A 16,757-nucleotide genomic window follows, 5' to 3' on the forward strand; every position below is an offset into this window, starting at 1 on the left:
CCCATCCCGAACTCAGAAGTGAAAAGCGCCATCGCCGATGGTAGTGTGGGAGATCCCATGTGAGAGTAGGTCGTCGTCAAGCTTCAAACACAGGAAGCCCTGATCGGAAACGGTCAGGGCTTTTTTGTGCCTGCTGAAAGCGAAATAGCAAAAGGGTCAGACCCCCAGAAAAACGGTGGTTGAGCTGGAAGCTGAAGTCTAGGGGGTCTGACCCTGATATGGGTTGATCCCCGTCACTCGCCATCAGGCAACAGTTCCTGGCTCCACAAGCAAGCTTGTAAGGTCGCTGCGGAACAGAGCCTGATGCCTTGCTCTTTGATAGGAGTCGATCTCCTGACAAGGGGTCAGACCCCGCCAGAACTGTGGTGGTGTGGGATGCTGAGGCTATGAGGGGGTCTGACCCCACAATCCGAGTAAGCTTGTAAGGTCACTGCGGAACAGAGTCCGATGCCTCGCTCTTGGTAAGAGTTCGGTTCCCGAACGACAACCTGATATCTACCTATCGCTAAGCAAAGCCTGTCTCCACCTCTAAACTTGATCAAAGTAATTAATTATTCACTCTTATTTGGCTTTAAAGCCATTCCGGTCTAGTGTTAATGCAAACACTGGAAGGAGAGTCTATGTTTACTGTCAAGCAAGTAGGTGACAACCGATTAGAAGTGCATTTGATTGGTAGTGTAAACCGGTCTGAAATGGATACCGCACTCGATGTATTAATCCGAGCGTCCGAAACCATGGAGCAAGGTACGATGCTTTATATTGTGAAAGATTTTGCAGTGCCTGAGTTACCTGCTTTAGTTTCAGAAATAGCTAAGATACCAGCGCTATTGCGTGCCATGCATTCGTTTGAGCGGATTGCAGTTGTAGCGGATGAAGCTTGGGTGCGTAAAGTCAGTGAGATAAAAGGGGCGTTGATGCCATCTTTGGAAATCAAAGCTTTCACACCTGCTGAGGTTGAAATTGCCGAACAATGGTTGGATGCTCTGCCCATAGCTTCCTAGTCTTGTTGTCGCAAAGCTCGGTTAGTTTTACTGGTGGCGATGGCCGTCATCGGATCTTCTGGCCAAGGGTGTTTGGGATAACGCCCGCGCATTTCTTTACGTACCTGAGGATAGACTTCACGCCAAAAGAAGGGCAAATCTTGGGTTACAGCTAAAGGCCGTTGTGCCGGTGAAAGCAATTCAATTTTGATGGCTTTCCCTGCGATAACTGGTGATGTTTGTTCTCCAAACAGTTCTTGCAGTTTGGCCCTTAGTACCACTTCTCCAGCTTGGTAATGCAAGGGCGCTCGGTTGCCGGAAGCGATTTTTATATGGGTGGGCACTTGCTGTTGTAATAGCTGTTGTTGCTCCCAGCTAAGTATTGCAAGCAATGCCTCGTGTAAGTCGAGCTTCTTTAATTGCGTGAGTGAGGTGACACCAGCGAGGAAGGGGGCTAGCCATTGCTCTAGGTGCTCCATTAGCCATGTATCTGTAATACAAGGGAAATCTTGTCCTATCTGTTGATTGGCAAACAGTATACGTTGCTGGAGTTGTCTTGCAGCATCCCCCCAATTCAATAACCCAAGACCCTCTTTACGTAAATAGCGGCAGGTGGCTTGCTCGACGGCATTATCAGGCAGCGTTGCTAAGGGTTTGCTTTCCACTGTTAGTTTACCGATCATCGCTTTCGTTTCACCTAACAGGCGACCTGAACGGGAGCACCAATCGCATATGAATTGGTTTTTTACTATCTCGGGATTGATCGCTTGTAGCCTTGCCAATGTGGTTGGAATACTCCGGTAAATACGGTCGTATTGCTGCTGACTGTGACCACCTACTTCGATGGCAATCAACATATCGTGGCGACTATTACTATCAGTGGCAGGTAACTGGGCGATACGGCCATTACTCAGTTTATAAAACACGTTATTGCCCTCTTGACGCTGCCGAAGAGCAATGCGGTCGCTAAAGCCGAATAGGGCGACATCGAGAATGGCTGCGCTGCTATTTTCCTGTTTAGGAAGGTAGTTGAATAAACGCTTGCGCGTGCTCTGCCAAGTATGGCGTAGCTCTCGGTGAGTTGGCAAAGTGGCAAGCATATGCTCTAAGTCACTATCACCTGATAGGCTGCGTGTATCCATTGATAAAGCACAGACCAAATCCAGCAAAGCATCACCTTGGCAGTGAACGCTCCCCTGGAGCAGTATGCTGGATAAACGTGGTGGTAAGGGCATGGCTACGGCTTTTTCCCCGGTTGGGGTCAAAGCAAGCTGCTCCCCTATCTGCAACAGCCCAAGGCTTTGCAATAACTCACGAGATTGCTGCCACAAGGCTGTCGATGGCGGCGTCACCCAATCTAATTCTGCAGGCTGACCGACGCCCCAATTGGCGAGTTCAAGCACCAAGCTGCTTAAATCATCCAGTTCGATTTGTGGTTGATGCTGCGGAGCTAATCTTGCCTGTTGCTCTTGGCTCCACCAACGGTAACAAACACCGGGCTCTAAACGCCCAGCTCGCCCAGCCCGTTGAATACTCTCTGCTTGTGAGGCAGAACGAGTATGTAGCCTTGCTGTGGCGGTTTTGGCATCAAAACGGGACTCACGGGACAATCCACTATCGATAACAATGCGAATGCCCTCAATGGTTAAGCTGGTTTGGGCGACGCTGGTGGCTAAGACAATTTTGCGTTTTCCAGAGGGAGCTGGGCGAAGCACAGCTTGTTGCTCGGCAGTGGATAATTCACCAGAAAGTGACATAACTAGGGTATTGTCACCGAGGGCTGCTTTATCTAACTCCTGCATCACCTGACGAATTTCCCGCTGACCGGGTAAAAATACTAAGATTGAGCCTTGCTCTTCGCTGTACGCTTTCATAATGAGCGCGGGTAGGTAGCGGATTACCTCGGCTTGAGTTAGCGCTTTATTTTGATAGCGTATGTCTACCGGAAACTGTCGTCCGGCGCTACGAATCGGGTGGGTTTGTAACAGTTCTTGCAGGCGCTCACTATCCAATGTGGCCGACATGACCAGTAATTTAAGCGGATCATCCTCGCGAAAGAGACTGCGTGCTTGTAAGCAAAGGGAAAGCGCCAAGTCTGAATGCAAATTCCGTTCGTGAAATTCATCAAAGATCACCATAGCAACGCCGTCGAGGCTTGGGTCTTCTTGCAGCATTCTGGTAAGAATTCCTTCCGTTACCACGAGAATGCGCGTATGAATAGATTGCTTACCTTCATGACGGATTTGATATCCCACCGTCTGCCCAAGAGGTTCGCCTAGCTGTTCTGCTAAGCGCAACGCGGCGGATTTCGCGGCAATACGACGGGGCTCCAGCATGATGATTTTACTGTTCCCCAACCAGTTTTCCTGAAGCAAAGCGAGCGGCAGTACGGTTGTTTTACCGGCGCCGGGGGCGGCTTCTAAAAGGCAGTTATGATGTTGCTGGAGGTGCTCCAGAACTTGGGGCAAGACATCAAATATGGGAAAAGCAGTCGTCATAGGAGCCTCTTGTTTTGCTGGCGAGATAATACCTAGATCTCGATAAGGCTGCACCCTTAAACCTTATAAGAGAAAATTGAAGCGGTTAATTGTTCATTAACAGGACTATGGTATGACTACCTTGCCGGAGAATTGGGCTAACATAATAAAAAAACTCAAATGGATAACGGTTGCTGATGAGCGAAGCGCTTAAAAAAACACTGCTAATCGTCGATGACGATGATGATATTCGCCAGTTACTGGCGGATGCCTTGTCACAAAAAGGCTATCAAGTATTAGAAGCGGAAAACGGTTCGCGTATGTGGCAATGCTGGCAGCAGGGCGATATTGATCTGGTGATCATGGATTTGTATCTAAGGGACGAGGATGGCCTGCAGTTGGCCCGTGAAATACGTGATCAGTCTGCTATCCCCATTATGATGTTAACCGGAAAAGGGGATGAGACCGATCGCATCTTGGGGCTTGAGTTAGCCGCCGACGATTACATGATGAAGCCATTCAATCTGCGCGAGCTGCTGGCGCGTATTCATGCATTATTGCGACGAGCCAGTTCCCAACCCCCATTGCAGCCACTGACCCAAGAACATGACTGTCTTCTATTCGGTTCTTGGGTGTTGGATTTAACCTCCCGTCAGCTAAGGGATGTGCAAGGCAAAGAGGTTTCCCTGACGTTGGGGGAGTTCTCGTTGCTGGAGGTGTTGGCCCGCCACCCGGATCGCGTTCTGTCGCGAGAGCAAATTATAGATATGAGTCGCGGCTTGGAAACCGAAGTTTTCGACCGTACCGTAGATGTGTTGATTCTGCGTTTGCGGCGTAAGTTAGAAACCAACCCGAAAGCGCCTGAATTTATTAAAACCCAACGGGGCATGGGCTACTTATTCCAAGGGCCTGTTCATAAATCTCGCTGAGGAAAAGCCTGTGCGCCTGACCAGTATCCGACAGAAAGCCTCCTTGGCGTTGATTGCAATTAGTCTAGTGGCTTTCTTCATGGTGGCTATCGGTTGGCAAGCAATGCGTGTCAGTGAGGAAAGCCTGTCGGAGTTTGAGGCGAAAACCTTACCAGAGATTAGTACCGCGCTAACCCTCGCCGAGGGAGTGGCTCAGCTAGCGGGTGCTGCGCCTTACACGGCAGGCTCGGCTCGCCCATTTCAACTGCAAACCGAATCAGAGCGCCTGAATCGCCGTATTACCGATTTACGGTCTGTGGCAGATAGCCTACACGATCCGCAATTTCGTCAAGAGGTTGAACGCAGGTTAGACGACTTACAAGCTACCTTGGAAGAGTTAGTCGGCTTGGTTTATGAAGAGCTCTATATTCGCGAAGATGCTCTTGCCCAGCAATTTGCCATTCGGGGGCTAGCGGCAGAGGAAAGCGCCCGATTGCAACTACCTCAAGAGCAAATCTTAACTTGGTTGCTACAGTTGATTGAAGCTCCAGGAATAGTAGCAGACCACATTATCGCCGCAGTTGAACCGGCCCAACTATCCACCCCTGAACAGCAAATTATTGCCGCATTGCAACATGCTCAGTTACGTCTCAATCAAATTCAGGAGCGTAAATCCTACTTATTAATCGCGTTACGGGCCAAGTCAGAGCAACTCAGCGAACAGGTCAGTGGTTTTGTGGGCGGCCTACAAAAGCGTGTTAGTCGCCAGCGTGAGGATGTGGGGCAAGTGGTGCAACACGGACAGTTGTGGATTATCGGTATCTCCCTATTCCTTATGCTGGGATTGGCGCGTTTGTATTGGTATAGCCAACGCATGACCCGAGATCTGCAAGCGGTAACAACCGAGATGGAATTGTTGTCCAATGGGCAAGTCGCTTCCCAAGCCCCCCGCATTCGCAGAAATGATGAGATTGGCACCTTAGCGAAAGTGTTCGAAGTCTTCCGCCGCGACGCCATTCGCCGATTAGAAGTGACTGCCGAACTCTCTGAGCAAAAGCGTCTATTGGAAACCATTTTCTATAATATGAACGATGGATTAAGTGTGTTTTCGGCAAAAGGGGAGCTGCTGGCATGGAACCGTGGCTATCAGCAATTATTTGACCTGCGTGATGAGGATTTACACATCGGCATGCCGATCGCCGAAGTGCAAAAACTGATCGGTCAAGGGGCCCATAAGAACCTGAACCTAGAGAACCAGTTAGTGCATATGGATGAGGTGAATGCCTCCCGGCACCATGTATCACAAAGTTTTGAGCGTCATTTCGATTCCGGCAAGATTATCGAATTCCGTTCTAAGCCCATGCCAGAAGGGGGCTTTGTTACCCTCTATACGGACCTTACCGAACGTAAAAGTGTAGAAAGCCAATTACGCCAAGCGCAAAAAATGGAGATGCTAGGTCAGCTTACCGGCGGTGTGGCCCACGATTTTAACAACCTACTAGCAGCCATTATCGGTAACTTGCAAATGCTGTCGGATTCCAGCCCGTTGCAGGATGACCAAAAACGCTATATCGAGCGGGCATTAGCCGTATCCGAAAAGAGCAGTAACCTAGTGCAGCGCTTATTAGCCTTTGGAAGGCGGCAACAACTCTTTCCAGAACGCACCCATATTGATGATCTTATCGAAGGGATGCTTGATCTGGTGGAGTACAGCGTGGGTAACCATATTCAAGTGCACCATAGGTTAGGTTGCGCGGATGCCTATTGTCTGATTGACCCGTCCCAGCTAGAAAATGCCCTCTTGAACCTGTCTCTTAATAGCGCTCAAGCCATGCCCAAGGGCGGACAACTCACTTTCTCTACCGACTTCCGTAACCTGCCAGACAGCAACATTCCCTGTGTACGCATTAAAGTGGAAGATACCGGTGAGGGGATCCCGAAAGCGGTGCTTAGCCGGATTTTCGAGCCTTTCTTTTCCACCAAGCCGGTAGGTAAGGGCAGCGGTCTTGGCCTCAGTATGATCTATGGGTTTGTAAAGCAAAGTGGCGGAGAAATCGCAGTCACTTCAGAGCAAGGGCAATGGACCAAGGTCTGTATCTTCTTGCCGATTATGACGGCGGAACAAGATGTCGCCACAGCCGTTCCAATAGCCGATGAACGGCAAGTAAAGGTGCCCGAAGGGGGCCTAATCTGGCTGGTTGAAGATGACCCAGAAGTGCGCCGCGCACTGCAAGAGCAACTGCAACAAAAGCAATTTCTGGTGCATGTGTTTAGCGCCGCAGAAGAGGTCATTAACGCTTTAGAAAAAGGGATCTTACCGGATCTATTACTGACGGATGTGAACCTGTCAGGCACCAAACATGGCATTGAATTAGTGCACGAATATTGCTGTAGCCGGGAGCAGCCATTGCCTTACATCTTAATGTCTGGCCTTCCACGGCAGGAATTAGAGCAAAAATACGATTTATTGCCGACCGATTTATTAATATCAAAACCCTTTAAAATCAGTCAGTTAATGGAAAGGTTGCAGATTATCTAGGGAAATATTACAAATATTTCAAAAAAAGTGCAGATATTGAAATCATCCATTAGTTTTGTTGATCCATATTTTGTTCACGAGAGCTCAATCACGCTTTCTGTGGCTTACGCCGAGAATAACAACAATATCGGAGTCAAAACTAATGAAATTCATGTACCGTAAACTTGCTTGTCTTGTTGCCGCTGGCGCCCTTTCTTCTGTAGCTATGGCAGAAACGCCGATCATCGGTTTGATCACCAAAACCAACACCAACCCATTCTTCGTGAAAATGAAAGAAGGTGCTCAGGAAAAAGCGGCTGAGCTAGGTGTGGAATTGCGTACCTTTGCAGGTCGTTACGACGGTGACAACGAAACTCAAGTACAAGCAGTAGAAAACCTGATTGCAGCCGGTGCCAAAGGCATCCTGATTACTCCAAGTGATACTTCCGGTATCGTTCCAACTATCCAAAAAGCACGCGATGCAGGCTTGTTGGTTATCGCTCTGGATACCCCACTGTCTCCAGCTAATGCTGCGGATATGACTTTCGCTACTGACAACTTCAAAGCCGGTGAAATGATTGGTATGTGGGCAAAAGCGAAAATGGGCGACAAAGCCAAAGACGCGAAAATCGCTCTGCTTGACCTAAGCACTAGCCAAATCACCGTAGACGTTGCCCGTAACCAAGGTTTCTTAAAAGGCTTCGGCATTGATCTGAAAGATCCAAACCGCATGGGTGACGAAACCGATCCACGTATCGTTGGTAACGACGTGACTCAGGGTTCTGAAGAAGGTGGTCGTCGCGCGATGGAAAACCTACTGCAAAAAGACCCTGGCGTGAACTTGGTTTACACCATCAACGAACCAGCCGCTGCGGGTGCATATGAAGCACTGAAATCTTTCGGGATGGAAAAAGACGTACTGATCGTGTCTGTAGACGGTGGTTGCCCTGGTGTGCGTAACATCAAAGATGGTGTTATCGGTGCAACTTCTATGCAGTTCCCATTGAAAATGGCCTCTGAAGGCGTTTCTGCCATCGTTGAGTTTGCTAATTCCGGCACACGTCCTTCCGCTTCTAGCGGCCTAGATTTCTTCGATACCGGTGTTCAGCTAATCACTGATGAGCCAGCGAAAGGGGTAGATTCTGTTACCTCAAAAACTGGCCTAGCGATGTGCTGGGGCTAATCGATCTGTTTTACCAACATGGGCGGGTGTAATGCACCCAAAGGCGCCCATCTTAGCCGCTGGCATTAGCCCAGCGGCTTTTTTCCCGCCTGGAGTCTTATTATGAGTGCTAACGAGCAGAAAACCTCTTCCGCTGTGCTGGAGCATGACCGGGTTGCTGACCAAGCTGGTAGCTATGTCGCCCAGTTTCAAGCGCCTGTTTCGCTGATGCATCGCTTTCAAAAATTTTTACACAAGTACCCGGTAGCGGCACCGACCATCGTGTTGATGATCGCCATTATCGGCTTCAGTTTGCTGATTGGGGATAGGTTCTTACATCCATTTAACCTGTCGTTGATTCTGCAACAGGTGACCATCATCGGTATTATCGGTGTGGCGCAAACCTTAATTATCCTAACCGCCGGTATCGACCTATCGGTAGGTGCCATTATGGTGCTCTCGTCCGTGGTGATGGGACGTATGGCGATCGACTACGGTATCGATGCCCCGTTGGCGCTGATGATAGGTATCGCTACGGGCGCTATAGCTGGTTTTATCAACGGTACGTTGATTACCCGCATGAAACTGCCACCATTCATCGCAACCCTTGGCTCTTGGAACGTGTTCTTTGCTTTGAACCTATGGTATTCCAAAAGTGAAACCATCCGTTCTCAGGACATTTCCAACACGGCGCCGTTACTACAGTGGCTAGGTGAAACTATTACCTTTATGGGAGCGCGACTAACCTACGGCTCTATCCTGATGATCGTGCTGTTCTGTGTGATCTGGTACGCCTTGAATTGGACGGCTTGGGGTCGCCATGTTTACGCTACCGGTGATGATCCAGCTGCAGCCAAGCTAGCAGGTATTCGTACCGACCGCATTCTATTGTCAGTCTACGTGTTGGCTGGTGTGGTGTGTGCTATCGGTGCCTGGGCATTAATTGGTCGGATTGGTTCGGTGAGCCCTCAAGCGGGCTACACTGCAAACCTAGATAGTATCACTGCCGTTGTGATTGGTGGCTGTAGCTTGTTCGGTGGCCGTGGCTCCATCTTTGGCACCCTAATTGGGGCGCTGGTAGTGGGTGTTTTCCGCAATGGCTTAGCCCTTGCTGGTGTCGATGTACTGTGGCAAGAGTTCACCGTAGGTATTTTGATTATCGTCGCCGTTGGTGTGGATCAATGGATTAGAAAGGGGACAGCATAATGAGCGCACATTACGATCAACAACCCATTCTACAAGCCCGTGGTCTGGTAAAGCGTTACGGTAGTGTCACCGCCATTGACCACGCTGATTTTGAATTATATCCCGGCGAGATTTTGGCCGTGATCGGTGACAATGGCGCGGGTAAATCTTCTTTGATTAAAGCTCTGTCCGGTGCCCTAGTACCCGACGAAGGGGAAATTCTGCTCGATGGCAAACCAGTGAACTTCTCATCACCAATGGAAGCCCGGGAGCTTGGTATCGAGACGGTTTATCAAAACCTAGCCGTAGCGCCAGCACTGAACATTGCCGACAACCTGTTTTTAGGTAGAGAGCTGCGCAAACCGGGGATTCTTGGTTCTGTGTTTCGTATGTTAGACAAAAAAGCCATGGAACAACGTGCCAAAGACAAAATGCAAGAGCTAGGCCTACTGACCATCCAAGATATCAGCCAAGCGGTTGAGTCCCTATCAGGTGGTCAGCGTCAAGGGGTTGCGGTAGCTCGCTCTGCACTGTTTGGTAGTAAAGTGGTCATCATGGACGAACCAACCGCTGCACTTGGGGTGAAAGAATCTCGCCGGGTGCTCAACCTGATCAAGGAAGTACGTGATCGTGGCTTGCCAATCGTCTTGATTAGCCACAATATGCCCCATGTATTTGAAGTGGCAGATCGTATCCACGTACACCGTTTGGGTAAACGGGCTGCAGTAGTGACGCCACAATCCCATTCCATGTCCGACGCGGTAGCAATTATGACTGGCGCCATGGAAGTCGAAACCGACGCAGCCTAAATAACGCTTTAGAGGTACACCATGACCATGCAACTATCCACATCAAAGCGCTGGTATCACCGGCTTGCTTACCCGCTATTAGCGGGGGTGTTGGGTATGGCCATTGGGTCAGGTGTGCCTCAAGCGTTCGCTGCAAAAGAGTCTGCACCATTACGCTCCGTTGGCATCAGTGTGGCCGACTTGGGCAACCCTTTTTTCGTCGAACTGGTGGAATCGGCAACCCGTCGAGCGCAGGAATTAAATGGTGCTCCGGTGGAGATGATCATTCGCTCGGATGCCTATGACTTAACCCGCCAAACCGCCCAATTAAACGACTTTATTGAGCGTGGCGTGGATCTCATCGTATTGACCGCAGCGGATGAATATAAAGTTGCCGGAGTGGTCGCCAAAGCCCAACGTGCCGGCATCAAAGTAATTGCCGTAGATGTCAACGCCCAAGGTGCTGACGCCACCATTACTACGGACAATGTGCAAGCTGGTGTCATCGCGTGTGAACGCTTAGCAGAACGCATCAACTACCAAGGCAACTTCGTGATCATCAATGGGGTGCTGGTCTCGTCCGTGATTGAACGGGTAGCCGGGTGTAAATCCGCGTTGAATAAATACCCAGACATTCGCGTGCTGAGTGACCGTCTCAACGGTACGGGAAGTGAAGAAGGTGGAATGGAAGCCATGACCTACCTAATGGAAGAATACCCCCACATCGATGCGGTGTTCGCCATCAATGACCCGACCGCCTACGGCGCACTGCGCGCCGCCCGCCAAGCCGGACGGGATGAGTTTGTATTGGCTTCGGTAGACGGCTCGCCGTTCGCTATCGATATCGTTAAACAAGATAATCCTTGGATTGCCACCGCCGTGCAAAAGCCCCGAGTCATGGCTGAAACCGCCATTGATATTGGTATGGCTTTATTACAAGGTGAACAGGTGCAGCAACGCTTTATCCTGATCCCTGCTGAGTTAGCCGAGCCTTAAACTATCGAAATCCCACCGCGACTAAAGTACTCTTAACCTCCTTGCTTAGGAGTCACCATGTCCGCCTTATTTAGCCAAATCTTCAATACCGTTTTCCCACTGTTTGCTATCGTGTTGGTTGGCTTTATTTACGCGCGCTTTCGCCCGACCGATATGACGGTGGCGAACCGTATTAATATGAGCGTGTTTATCCCAGCGCTGATCTTTTCGGTGATGGCGGCGAAAGACTTCCATATTGTTGAATACCGTTGGCTGATACTGGCGGCGGCGGTCATTGTGCTGGGGTCTGGTTTGGTGGCTTGGCCCATTGCCAAATTGCTACATTATGATGTGAAGACCTTTGTACCACCGATGATGTTCAACAACAGCGGTAATTTGGGAATCCCCCTGTTGGTCTTAGCATTTGGAGAAGAAGCCCTAGGCATCGCCGTGGTGTTGTTTCTGACGGAAAACCTGCTGCATTTTACTGTGGGAATGTATCTGCTTAACCCCAAAACAAACCTGCTAAATTTACTCAAAATGCCCATGATCCAAGCCACTGTACTGGGTGTTTGTTGGAGCTTGGCAGGCTGGCAGCTACCGGTGGCCATCGGCACGGGCATTGATATGCTGGGGCAAATCTCTATTCCCCTGATGTTGTTTGCGCTCGGGGTGCGCATGACTCAAGTGGACTTTGGACAATGGCATATTGGTGTGGTGAGCGGCATCGTGGCGCCATTAAGTGGCGTGCTGGTGCTGCTCCTATATGACTTTTTCTTTCCCGTCCCAGCGGCGTGGTTCCCTTATCTACTCATTTTCGCCGCGCTACCTCCAGCGGTATTGAACTACATGGTGTCGGAGCTATTTCAGCAGGAACCGCAAAAAGTCGCCTCCATAGTATTAATCGGGAATTTTATGGCGCTGGTGACTTTGCCTGTGGTGTTACTGTTTGCTTTACCGGGCTAACTGACCGCGCCCCCATACTGTCCCACGCCGGGCAGCGGTTGAACAAAATTTAATCTGTCCGCTGAAGCTGCTATACTGCATGGTTCCTGCCCACTATAACCACAGGAGAATTGCATGCAATCGGACCCAAAAGCATTACTGGATAAACACGCGGACATGATCCATAGCGATGCGCTAAAGGTGAAATCTCACGTACAGCGCCCGCAAGATGACTGGGTGTTACATACCTTAATGATCGAAGGGTACGACGTGCCATTCCGTTTCAAACGCCAAGGCAAATACCGCACCCTAAAAGGTGCCCGAGTCAATCTCACCTACTACCCAACCCAAGAAAGCGTCGCTGGCATCCCGATGGAAGTGATGAAAGTCGTGCGAGTGAAGCGCACGTAAAAGCCCAGTTTTGATCATATTCGGAACCTTGTTAAAGAAGTGGATGATGAAGTCATCGTACGTACCCCAAGAGGTGAAAAGAGCTGGTATGTATTCAAGATCCAATATGAAAAATAGGTTATAGTTCCGCCTATACCAAAGTACGCACACGGATGATTTCGCATGCGCGACCAAGCCTACTTCGGAGTATTCAAAAAGGTATTACCTGAAGTGTTTGCGGTTACGGATGAACAGATTATGGATAAGTGGACAAAACTGGCTTTTGCGGTAGATGAGTTGGTGTCCGCTGCCGTATCAGAAAACTCGATTAATCCCGACAACATTGAAGCAGATATCCGTAAAAAACTGCTGCCCAAATTATTCCAAGAGTGCAAAGCGATTGGCGGCGGCATGGATCAAGCTAAGAAAGCCGTAGAATTGATCGTTCAAATTACCCGAACTGGACTGGCAAAAGAGTCTTAACCCATGTCCGTCGCCATTATTCCACAACATAAAACCTTGTCCTTTCGCTACGGTGAGCACCGCTACGACTGTGCGCTCCTAAAAGGGCAGTTTTCCACCCGGAAGATCGTCATCAAAGTTCACCCGGATTGTCGAATCGTTGTGGCGGCACCGGAAGACGCTGACCTCAAGGACATCCAGAATGCGCTAACCAAACGCGGTCGTTGGATTTATGAGCAAATACGGGAATTTAAAAAGCTCCAAGAACACGCTTTACCACGGCAGTATGTGAGTGGCGAAAGTCATTTTTACCTTGGTAAACAGTACCTATTGAAGGTGGAACAGCAACTTGAAGCGGCTCAGAGCGTCAAAATGACCCGAGGACGATTAGAGGTTTCGGTGAAGCAGAAGTCGCCAGAGAAAATTCGAGCTTTACTAGACGAATGGTACAAAGCCAGAGCCAAAGAAACTTTCGCCAAACGCCTCACCGCCATGCTTGAACAAGCCCTATGGGTATCAGAGCGCCCATCCATTCGGGTACTCACCATGAAAACCCAATGGGGTAGCTGCTCCCCCAAAGGACGGATCACCCTAAACCCACACCTTGTTAAAGCTCCGCGTGAGTGCATCGACTACGTTATCTTGCATGAGCTTTGCCATATCGCCGAACACAACCACAGCGAACGCTTCTACCGGCTAATGGGGCAAGTTATGCCAAACTGGGAAAAGACAAAAGAAAAACTGGATGGGATGGCTTTTGAAATCTTGACCTCAGACCATTGGCAACCCCATTAGAAATAGATTACTCTCTAACCACTGCGATCAGGGAAGATCAGAATACACCCTTCTCACTCCTCCCTCGACCAGCTCGGTTATGTAACAAAACAAGCATGCGTGTCTGCCCATGCCGGAACATCCAGTTATTATGAAAATAGCCATTAATTTCAATTGATTATGGCTTTTTCCATCAAAAGACTGAAATAGGATAACGCGCACGCCGGCTTATTGGATAAACGCGCATGCGCATTAATAAAATGTTATGAGTAAAGAGATAGGAGTAAGAATGAGAAAAATATTATGGATTTCAGCTATGTTATTCTTCGCACCAAACTTATCAATGGCGGAAGACGAGCCATCTTTACTCATGGAAGGTGGCTTAGCTAGCCTAATTGCTTTCAGGGATAGTTTCACTATTGAATACTCAGATCAAGTTTCTGATGGCTGTCTTCCGCAACCATCAAGAATGAAGGACAAAATGGAGTTAGCTATTAGGCAAAATGGATTTTCCATTTCAACAGAATCTTTTTTGCCTAATAAAATTAAAGTAACGGCTCTGGGTTTTTCGACAAACGCATCTTCATGCGCAATTTCACTAAAAGCGGAATTGGAGTTCTGGGCTAGCGTCGTAGTTCCTTTTTCTCAGACTGTGCCTAAAGAAAGTAATACGCTCGCACCCATAACGTATGATTTTGGCAGTGTAATTCTCACGGGAAATAAAAATGGAATGCAAGAAAGGGTTGAGAATCAAGTAAAAGAATTTGGTGATGATTTGTATCTAATAATATCTAGAGCTAAGGACTACATTTCCAAAAAATTCCCTCAAATACCCCAATATCATGAGCAGCAGAAGTCCAGCAAGTAGGAAACTCATAACAAGTCAATCAACTTCGCGCCTATGGCGCCGGACGCTGCAAAGCTGCGCCGGTTATTGAGGCGTTAGGCTACAAGTTCACAACTCGGAGGTTATATGAACTTAATCAAAACTATTCTTATTTCTGCATCTCTAATTTCAATTTCACATCTTTCATATGCAAGTGATGTTGAAGATTTTGAGAAAATCAGAGCTGAGCAAATTAAGAAATATGGTGGAACTGATATACCAAAACCCAAAGAAGTTTCAGCTAAAGCAGAAGCTATATTGGCTAAACCTCTCGGTGAACAATCCATAAAAGAATTGAAGTCCATTGCTGAGGCTTCAAACAAAGCTTCAAATTATGTCAGCTTTATCTTTGACGAATACTCTCAATACTATAGAGATAACTATCGTTATGACTTTGTTCAAGAAAAGGTAGCGCCTTTTCACGATAACTTCTTACGCTTATCAAATAAATTGAAATCACAACGAAATTAAGCTTACTTAAATCTTGGGAAAAAATTAGCAACATCAGGCAATAACATTGAAGCTTTTTTCTATTACAGAGATGCATTTCGTTTATCATCTTTTACTGATGATAAGGGGATCATAAAGGGATCAGATATCAGTCAGAACAAGAAATGAAAAAATTAATGGGTATAGAAGATATTGAATCTTTTATATATTGGAAAGAGTAGCCTAACAAGGCGCTTAATCGGAAAAATTACAGTTGGCTCGCGCTTCGCGCATTTTAGCGAAACTGTATTTTTCCGCTTAGCTTAGCGTTATATTTCAAGGAGAACTAATGAGTAACTCAAAAATTTTCATTACACTATTTACAGCCGCAGTTATAAGTGGTTGTGCCAGCAATCAATATTCTGTCACTTATGCTTCCGATCCGGCAGGAGCTCAAGTTTATTGCAATGGCGAGGCTGAAGGTTATACCCCTGTCACTCTGTACTATACTCTAGATGAAGAAACAAAAAATCGGGGCGTTTTAAATACAGTACCATGTAGATTGAATTGGGTGAGCGGAGCCTCAGCGAAAGCCAATAGCCAATTCAGTTTAAGTGAATTTCCTAATGGTGTTATCACGACAACGCGACGCCCTAATGAACCAAATGCCCATATAGATCACTCTTTTGCGTTGCAGCTTGAACAAAATAGGCAGATGAATCAAGTTTTGCAAAATACTCAAGCAATCCAAGCTGAGCAATGGCGTGTTAAGCAGCAAATGCAACAAGAGAAAAATACCCAAAATCTATGTAACCTTGGGCTACTGAATCATCCGGGATGTAGATAGCTGATGATTACCTATAAATATTTATTCGAGATACCTGTTTATCGATTAAGTGAAAATAACTATTACGAGCAAATGCGAGATCATATCTCTCAGACAAATCGAAATAAAGAATATCCAATAGATGAAGGCTATCTAAGAAAGGAGTACGGAGGTAACTGGCGTTACAACGAGATTATTGGCTTTCTCCGCTTCTTTCGGTATGGCCAGAATCAAATTCGATGCGAATATTGGGAAACTGATGCGAAGAAAAAAGTTCGCACAAGGAAGAAGCAATATTCTCAGGTTTCAGATAGCTACTGTACCGAGAGATTTTCTCTTAATTATTCAAATGAAGAGCTGGCTAACACAATGAAAAGTGCGGTGGAACATTGTGAGCAAAGGTTAAAACGCCGCGTGTTAGATTGTGAACTATTTGACGCCACCGTAGATTTAATCGATTGGAAGGCGCTGTTGAGTTGAAACATAACAAGGCGCCGCTGTCGGACAAATTTTCCGCTGGCCCCAAATTTTCCGCAGAGCGCGGCGTTATGTGTCAGGAGAGATATGAAGCAAGTATATCCAGTCCGCTTCAAACGAAGCGACACGAAAAGTGACGGCACATATTTTATCGTCGCAAACGATCCCAGTGAGGCTGAAGAAATTGCGTTTTCCTGTATAGCAAACAATCCACCGCCCCGCTCTGAAGGCCCTGATCGGACGGCGACTTACGGAAGAGAAATTGCCAAAGTATGGGTTATGGACACATGGGCACAACCAACGGAATGCGATAAGGTTGGTCTTATTGGTAGCGGCTCAGAAATTCTCATTGCAAAGGCTTTAGCTCTTTATATTAAAGAGAATAATCAGCTGCATTAAACACATAACAAGCGGCTCAAATACGCTCCATTTCACTCCGTTGGACGCTCGTTCCTCGCGCCGTTTATTGTGGGCGTTAGCTAGTCGTCCCTGAATAATGGCGATTTTAGACTAAAGCGCCATTTCATTTTCTAGCCTTCTCGGCAATAAGGATTGTATCAATCTCATCCCGCTAT

Annotated in this window: 17 protein-coding genes and 1 rRNA gene; 17 read left to right on the plus strand and 1 reads right to left on the minus strand. The window is 47.8% G+C overall.

Annotation, left to right across the window (positions count from 1 at the left end; all coding sequences use genetic code 11):
• Positions 1-82: ribosomal RNA gene (rrf, locus tag FJM67_RS15575) — 5S ribosomal RNA — on the plus strand; the annotation flags it as partial.
• Positions 83-620: 538 nt separating this feature from the next.
• Positions 621-1,001 (plus strand): SpoIIAA family protein, encoded by a 381-nt coding sequence (locus FJM67_RS15580; protein WP_181161526.1) that lies wholly within the window; start codon positions 621-623, stop codon positions 999-1,001.
• Here the strand turns inward: FJM67_RS15580 and hrpB are convergent.
• A complete protein-coding gene (hrpB, locus tag FJM67_RS15585) occupies positions 998-3,478 on the minus strand; it encodes an ATP-dependent helicase HrpB (RefSeq protein WP_140591240.1) in 2,481 nt (826 codons plus the stop codon). The two genes, FJM67_RS15580 and hrpB, sit on opposite strands and share 4 nt — an antisense overlap.
• Positions 3,479-3,654: 176 nt before the next feature.
• Here hrpB and FJM67_RS15590 point away from each other — a divergent pair, with 176 nt between their 5' ends.
• From FJM67_RS15590 to FJM67_RS15665, 15 genes are all read left to right on the plus strand, one after another.
• Positions 3,655-4,386 carry a response regulator gene (locus FJM67_RS15590; RefSeq protein WP_140591244.1) on the plus strand — a complete coding sequence of 244 codons (732 nt, stop codon included), beginning with the start codon at positions 3,655-3,657 and terminating at the stop codon, positions 4,384-4,386.
• Positions 4,387-4,396: 10 nt separating this feature from the next.
• The gene (locus FJM67_RS15595) at positions 4,397-6,904 is read left to right on the plus strand and encodes a PAS-domain containing protein (RefSeq protein WP_140591246.1); all 2,508 of its coding nucleotides are present in this window, start codon (positions 4,397-4,399) and stop codon (positions 6,902-6,904) included.
• Positions 6,905-7,046: 142 nt separating this feature from the next.
• The gene (locus FJM67_RS15600) at positions 7,047-8,066 is read left to right on the plus strand and encodes a sugar ABC transporter substrate-binding protein (protein WP_140591249.1); all 1,020 of its coding nucleotides are present in this window, start codon (positions 7,047-7,049) and stop codon (positions 8,064-8,066) included.
• A gap of 102 nt (positions 8,067-8,168) precedes the next feature.
• Entirely contained in the window at positions 8,169-9,251 is a 1,083-nt protein-coding gene (locus FJM67_RS15605; RefSeq protein WP_140591252.1) for an ABC transporter permease, read from the plus strand.
• Positions 9,251-10,039, plus strand: a complete 789-nt coding sequence (locus FJM67_RS15610; RefSeq protein WP_140591255.1) for an ATP-binding cassette domain-containing protein — start codon at positions 9,251-9,253, stop codon at positions 10,037-10,039. Before FJM67_RS15605 ends, FJM67_RS15610 begins: the two co-directional genes overlap by 1 nt.
• Before the next feature lie 21 nt (positions 10,040-10,060).
• A complete protein-coding gene (locus FJM67_RS15615) occupies positions 10,061-11,014 on the plus strand; it encodes a substrate-binding domain-containing protein (protein WP_140591258.1) in 954 nt (317 codons plus the stop codon).
• Positions 11,015-11,071: 57 nt separating this feature from the next.
• Positions 11,072-11,959, plus strand: coding sequence for an AEC family transporter (locus FJM67_RS15620; RefSeq protein ID WP_140591261.1), 888 nt, complete (start codon positions 11,072-11,074; stop codon positions 11,957-11,959).
• Positions 11,960-12,073: 114 nt separating this feature from the next.
• A complete protein-coding gene (locus FJM67_RS15625; RefSeq protein ID WP_140591264.1) occupies positions 12,074-12,349 on the plus strand; it encodes a hypothetical protein in 276 nt (91 codons plus the stop codon).
• Positions 12,350-12,511: 162 nt separating this feature from the next.
• The gene (locus FJM67_RS15635) at positions 12,512-12,811 is read left to right on the plus strand and encodes a hypothetical protein (protein ID WP_235890088.1); all 300 of its coding nucleotides are present in this window, start codon (positions 12,512-12,514) and stop codon (positions 12,809-12,811) included.
• Positions 12,812-12,814: 3 nt separating this feature from the next.
• Positions 12,815-13,585, plus strand: coding sequence for a M48 family metallopeptidase (locus FJM67_RS15640; RefSeq protein WP_140591267.1), 771 nt, complete (start codon positions 12,815-12,817; stop codon positions 13,583-13,585).
• 268 nt (positions 13,586-13,853) lie between these two features.
• Entirely contained in the window at positions 13,854-14,432 is a 579-nt protein-coding gene (locus tag FJM67_RS15645; RefSeq protein ID WP_140591269.1) for a hypothetical protein, read from the plus strand.
• 105 nt (positions 14,433-14,537) lie between these two features.
• A complete protein-coding gene (locus FJM67_RS15650; protein ID WP_140591272.1) occupies positions 14,538-14,921 on the plus strand; it encodes a hypothetical protein in 384 nt (127 codons plus the stop codon).
• A gap of 307 nt (positions 14,922-15,228) precedes the next feature.
• Positions 15,229-15,726: a peptidase associated/transthyretin-like domain-containing protein gene (locus FJM67_RS15655; protein WP_140591275.1), complete on the plus strand. Its 498-nt coding sequence runs from the start codon at positions 15,229-15,231 to the stop codon at positions 15,724-15,726.
• Between the two features lie 3 nt (positions 15,727-15,729).
• A complete protein-coding gene (locus FJM67_RS15660; protein WP_140591278.1) occupies positions 15,730-16,185 on the plus strand; it encodes a hypothetical protein in 456 nt (151 codons plus the stop codon).
• Between the two features lie 84 nt (positions 16,186-16,269).
• Positions 16,270-16,581 (plus strand): hypothetical protein, encoded by a 312-nt coding sequence (locus FJM67_RS15665; RefSeq protein WP_140591280.1) that lies wholly within the window; start codon positions 16,270-16,272, stop codon positions 16,579-16,581.
• The last annotated feature ends 176 nt before the right edge of the window (positions 16,582-16,757 follow it).

Origin of the sequence: Maribrevibacterium harenarium (assembly GCF_006385675.1) — a bacterium.
Classification (GTDB): domain Bacteria; phylum Pseudomonadota; class Gammaproteobacteria; order Pseudomonadales; family Marinomonadaceae; genus Marinomonas; species Marinomonas harenarium.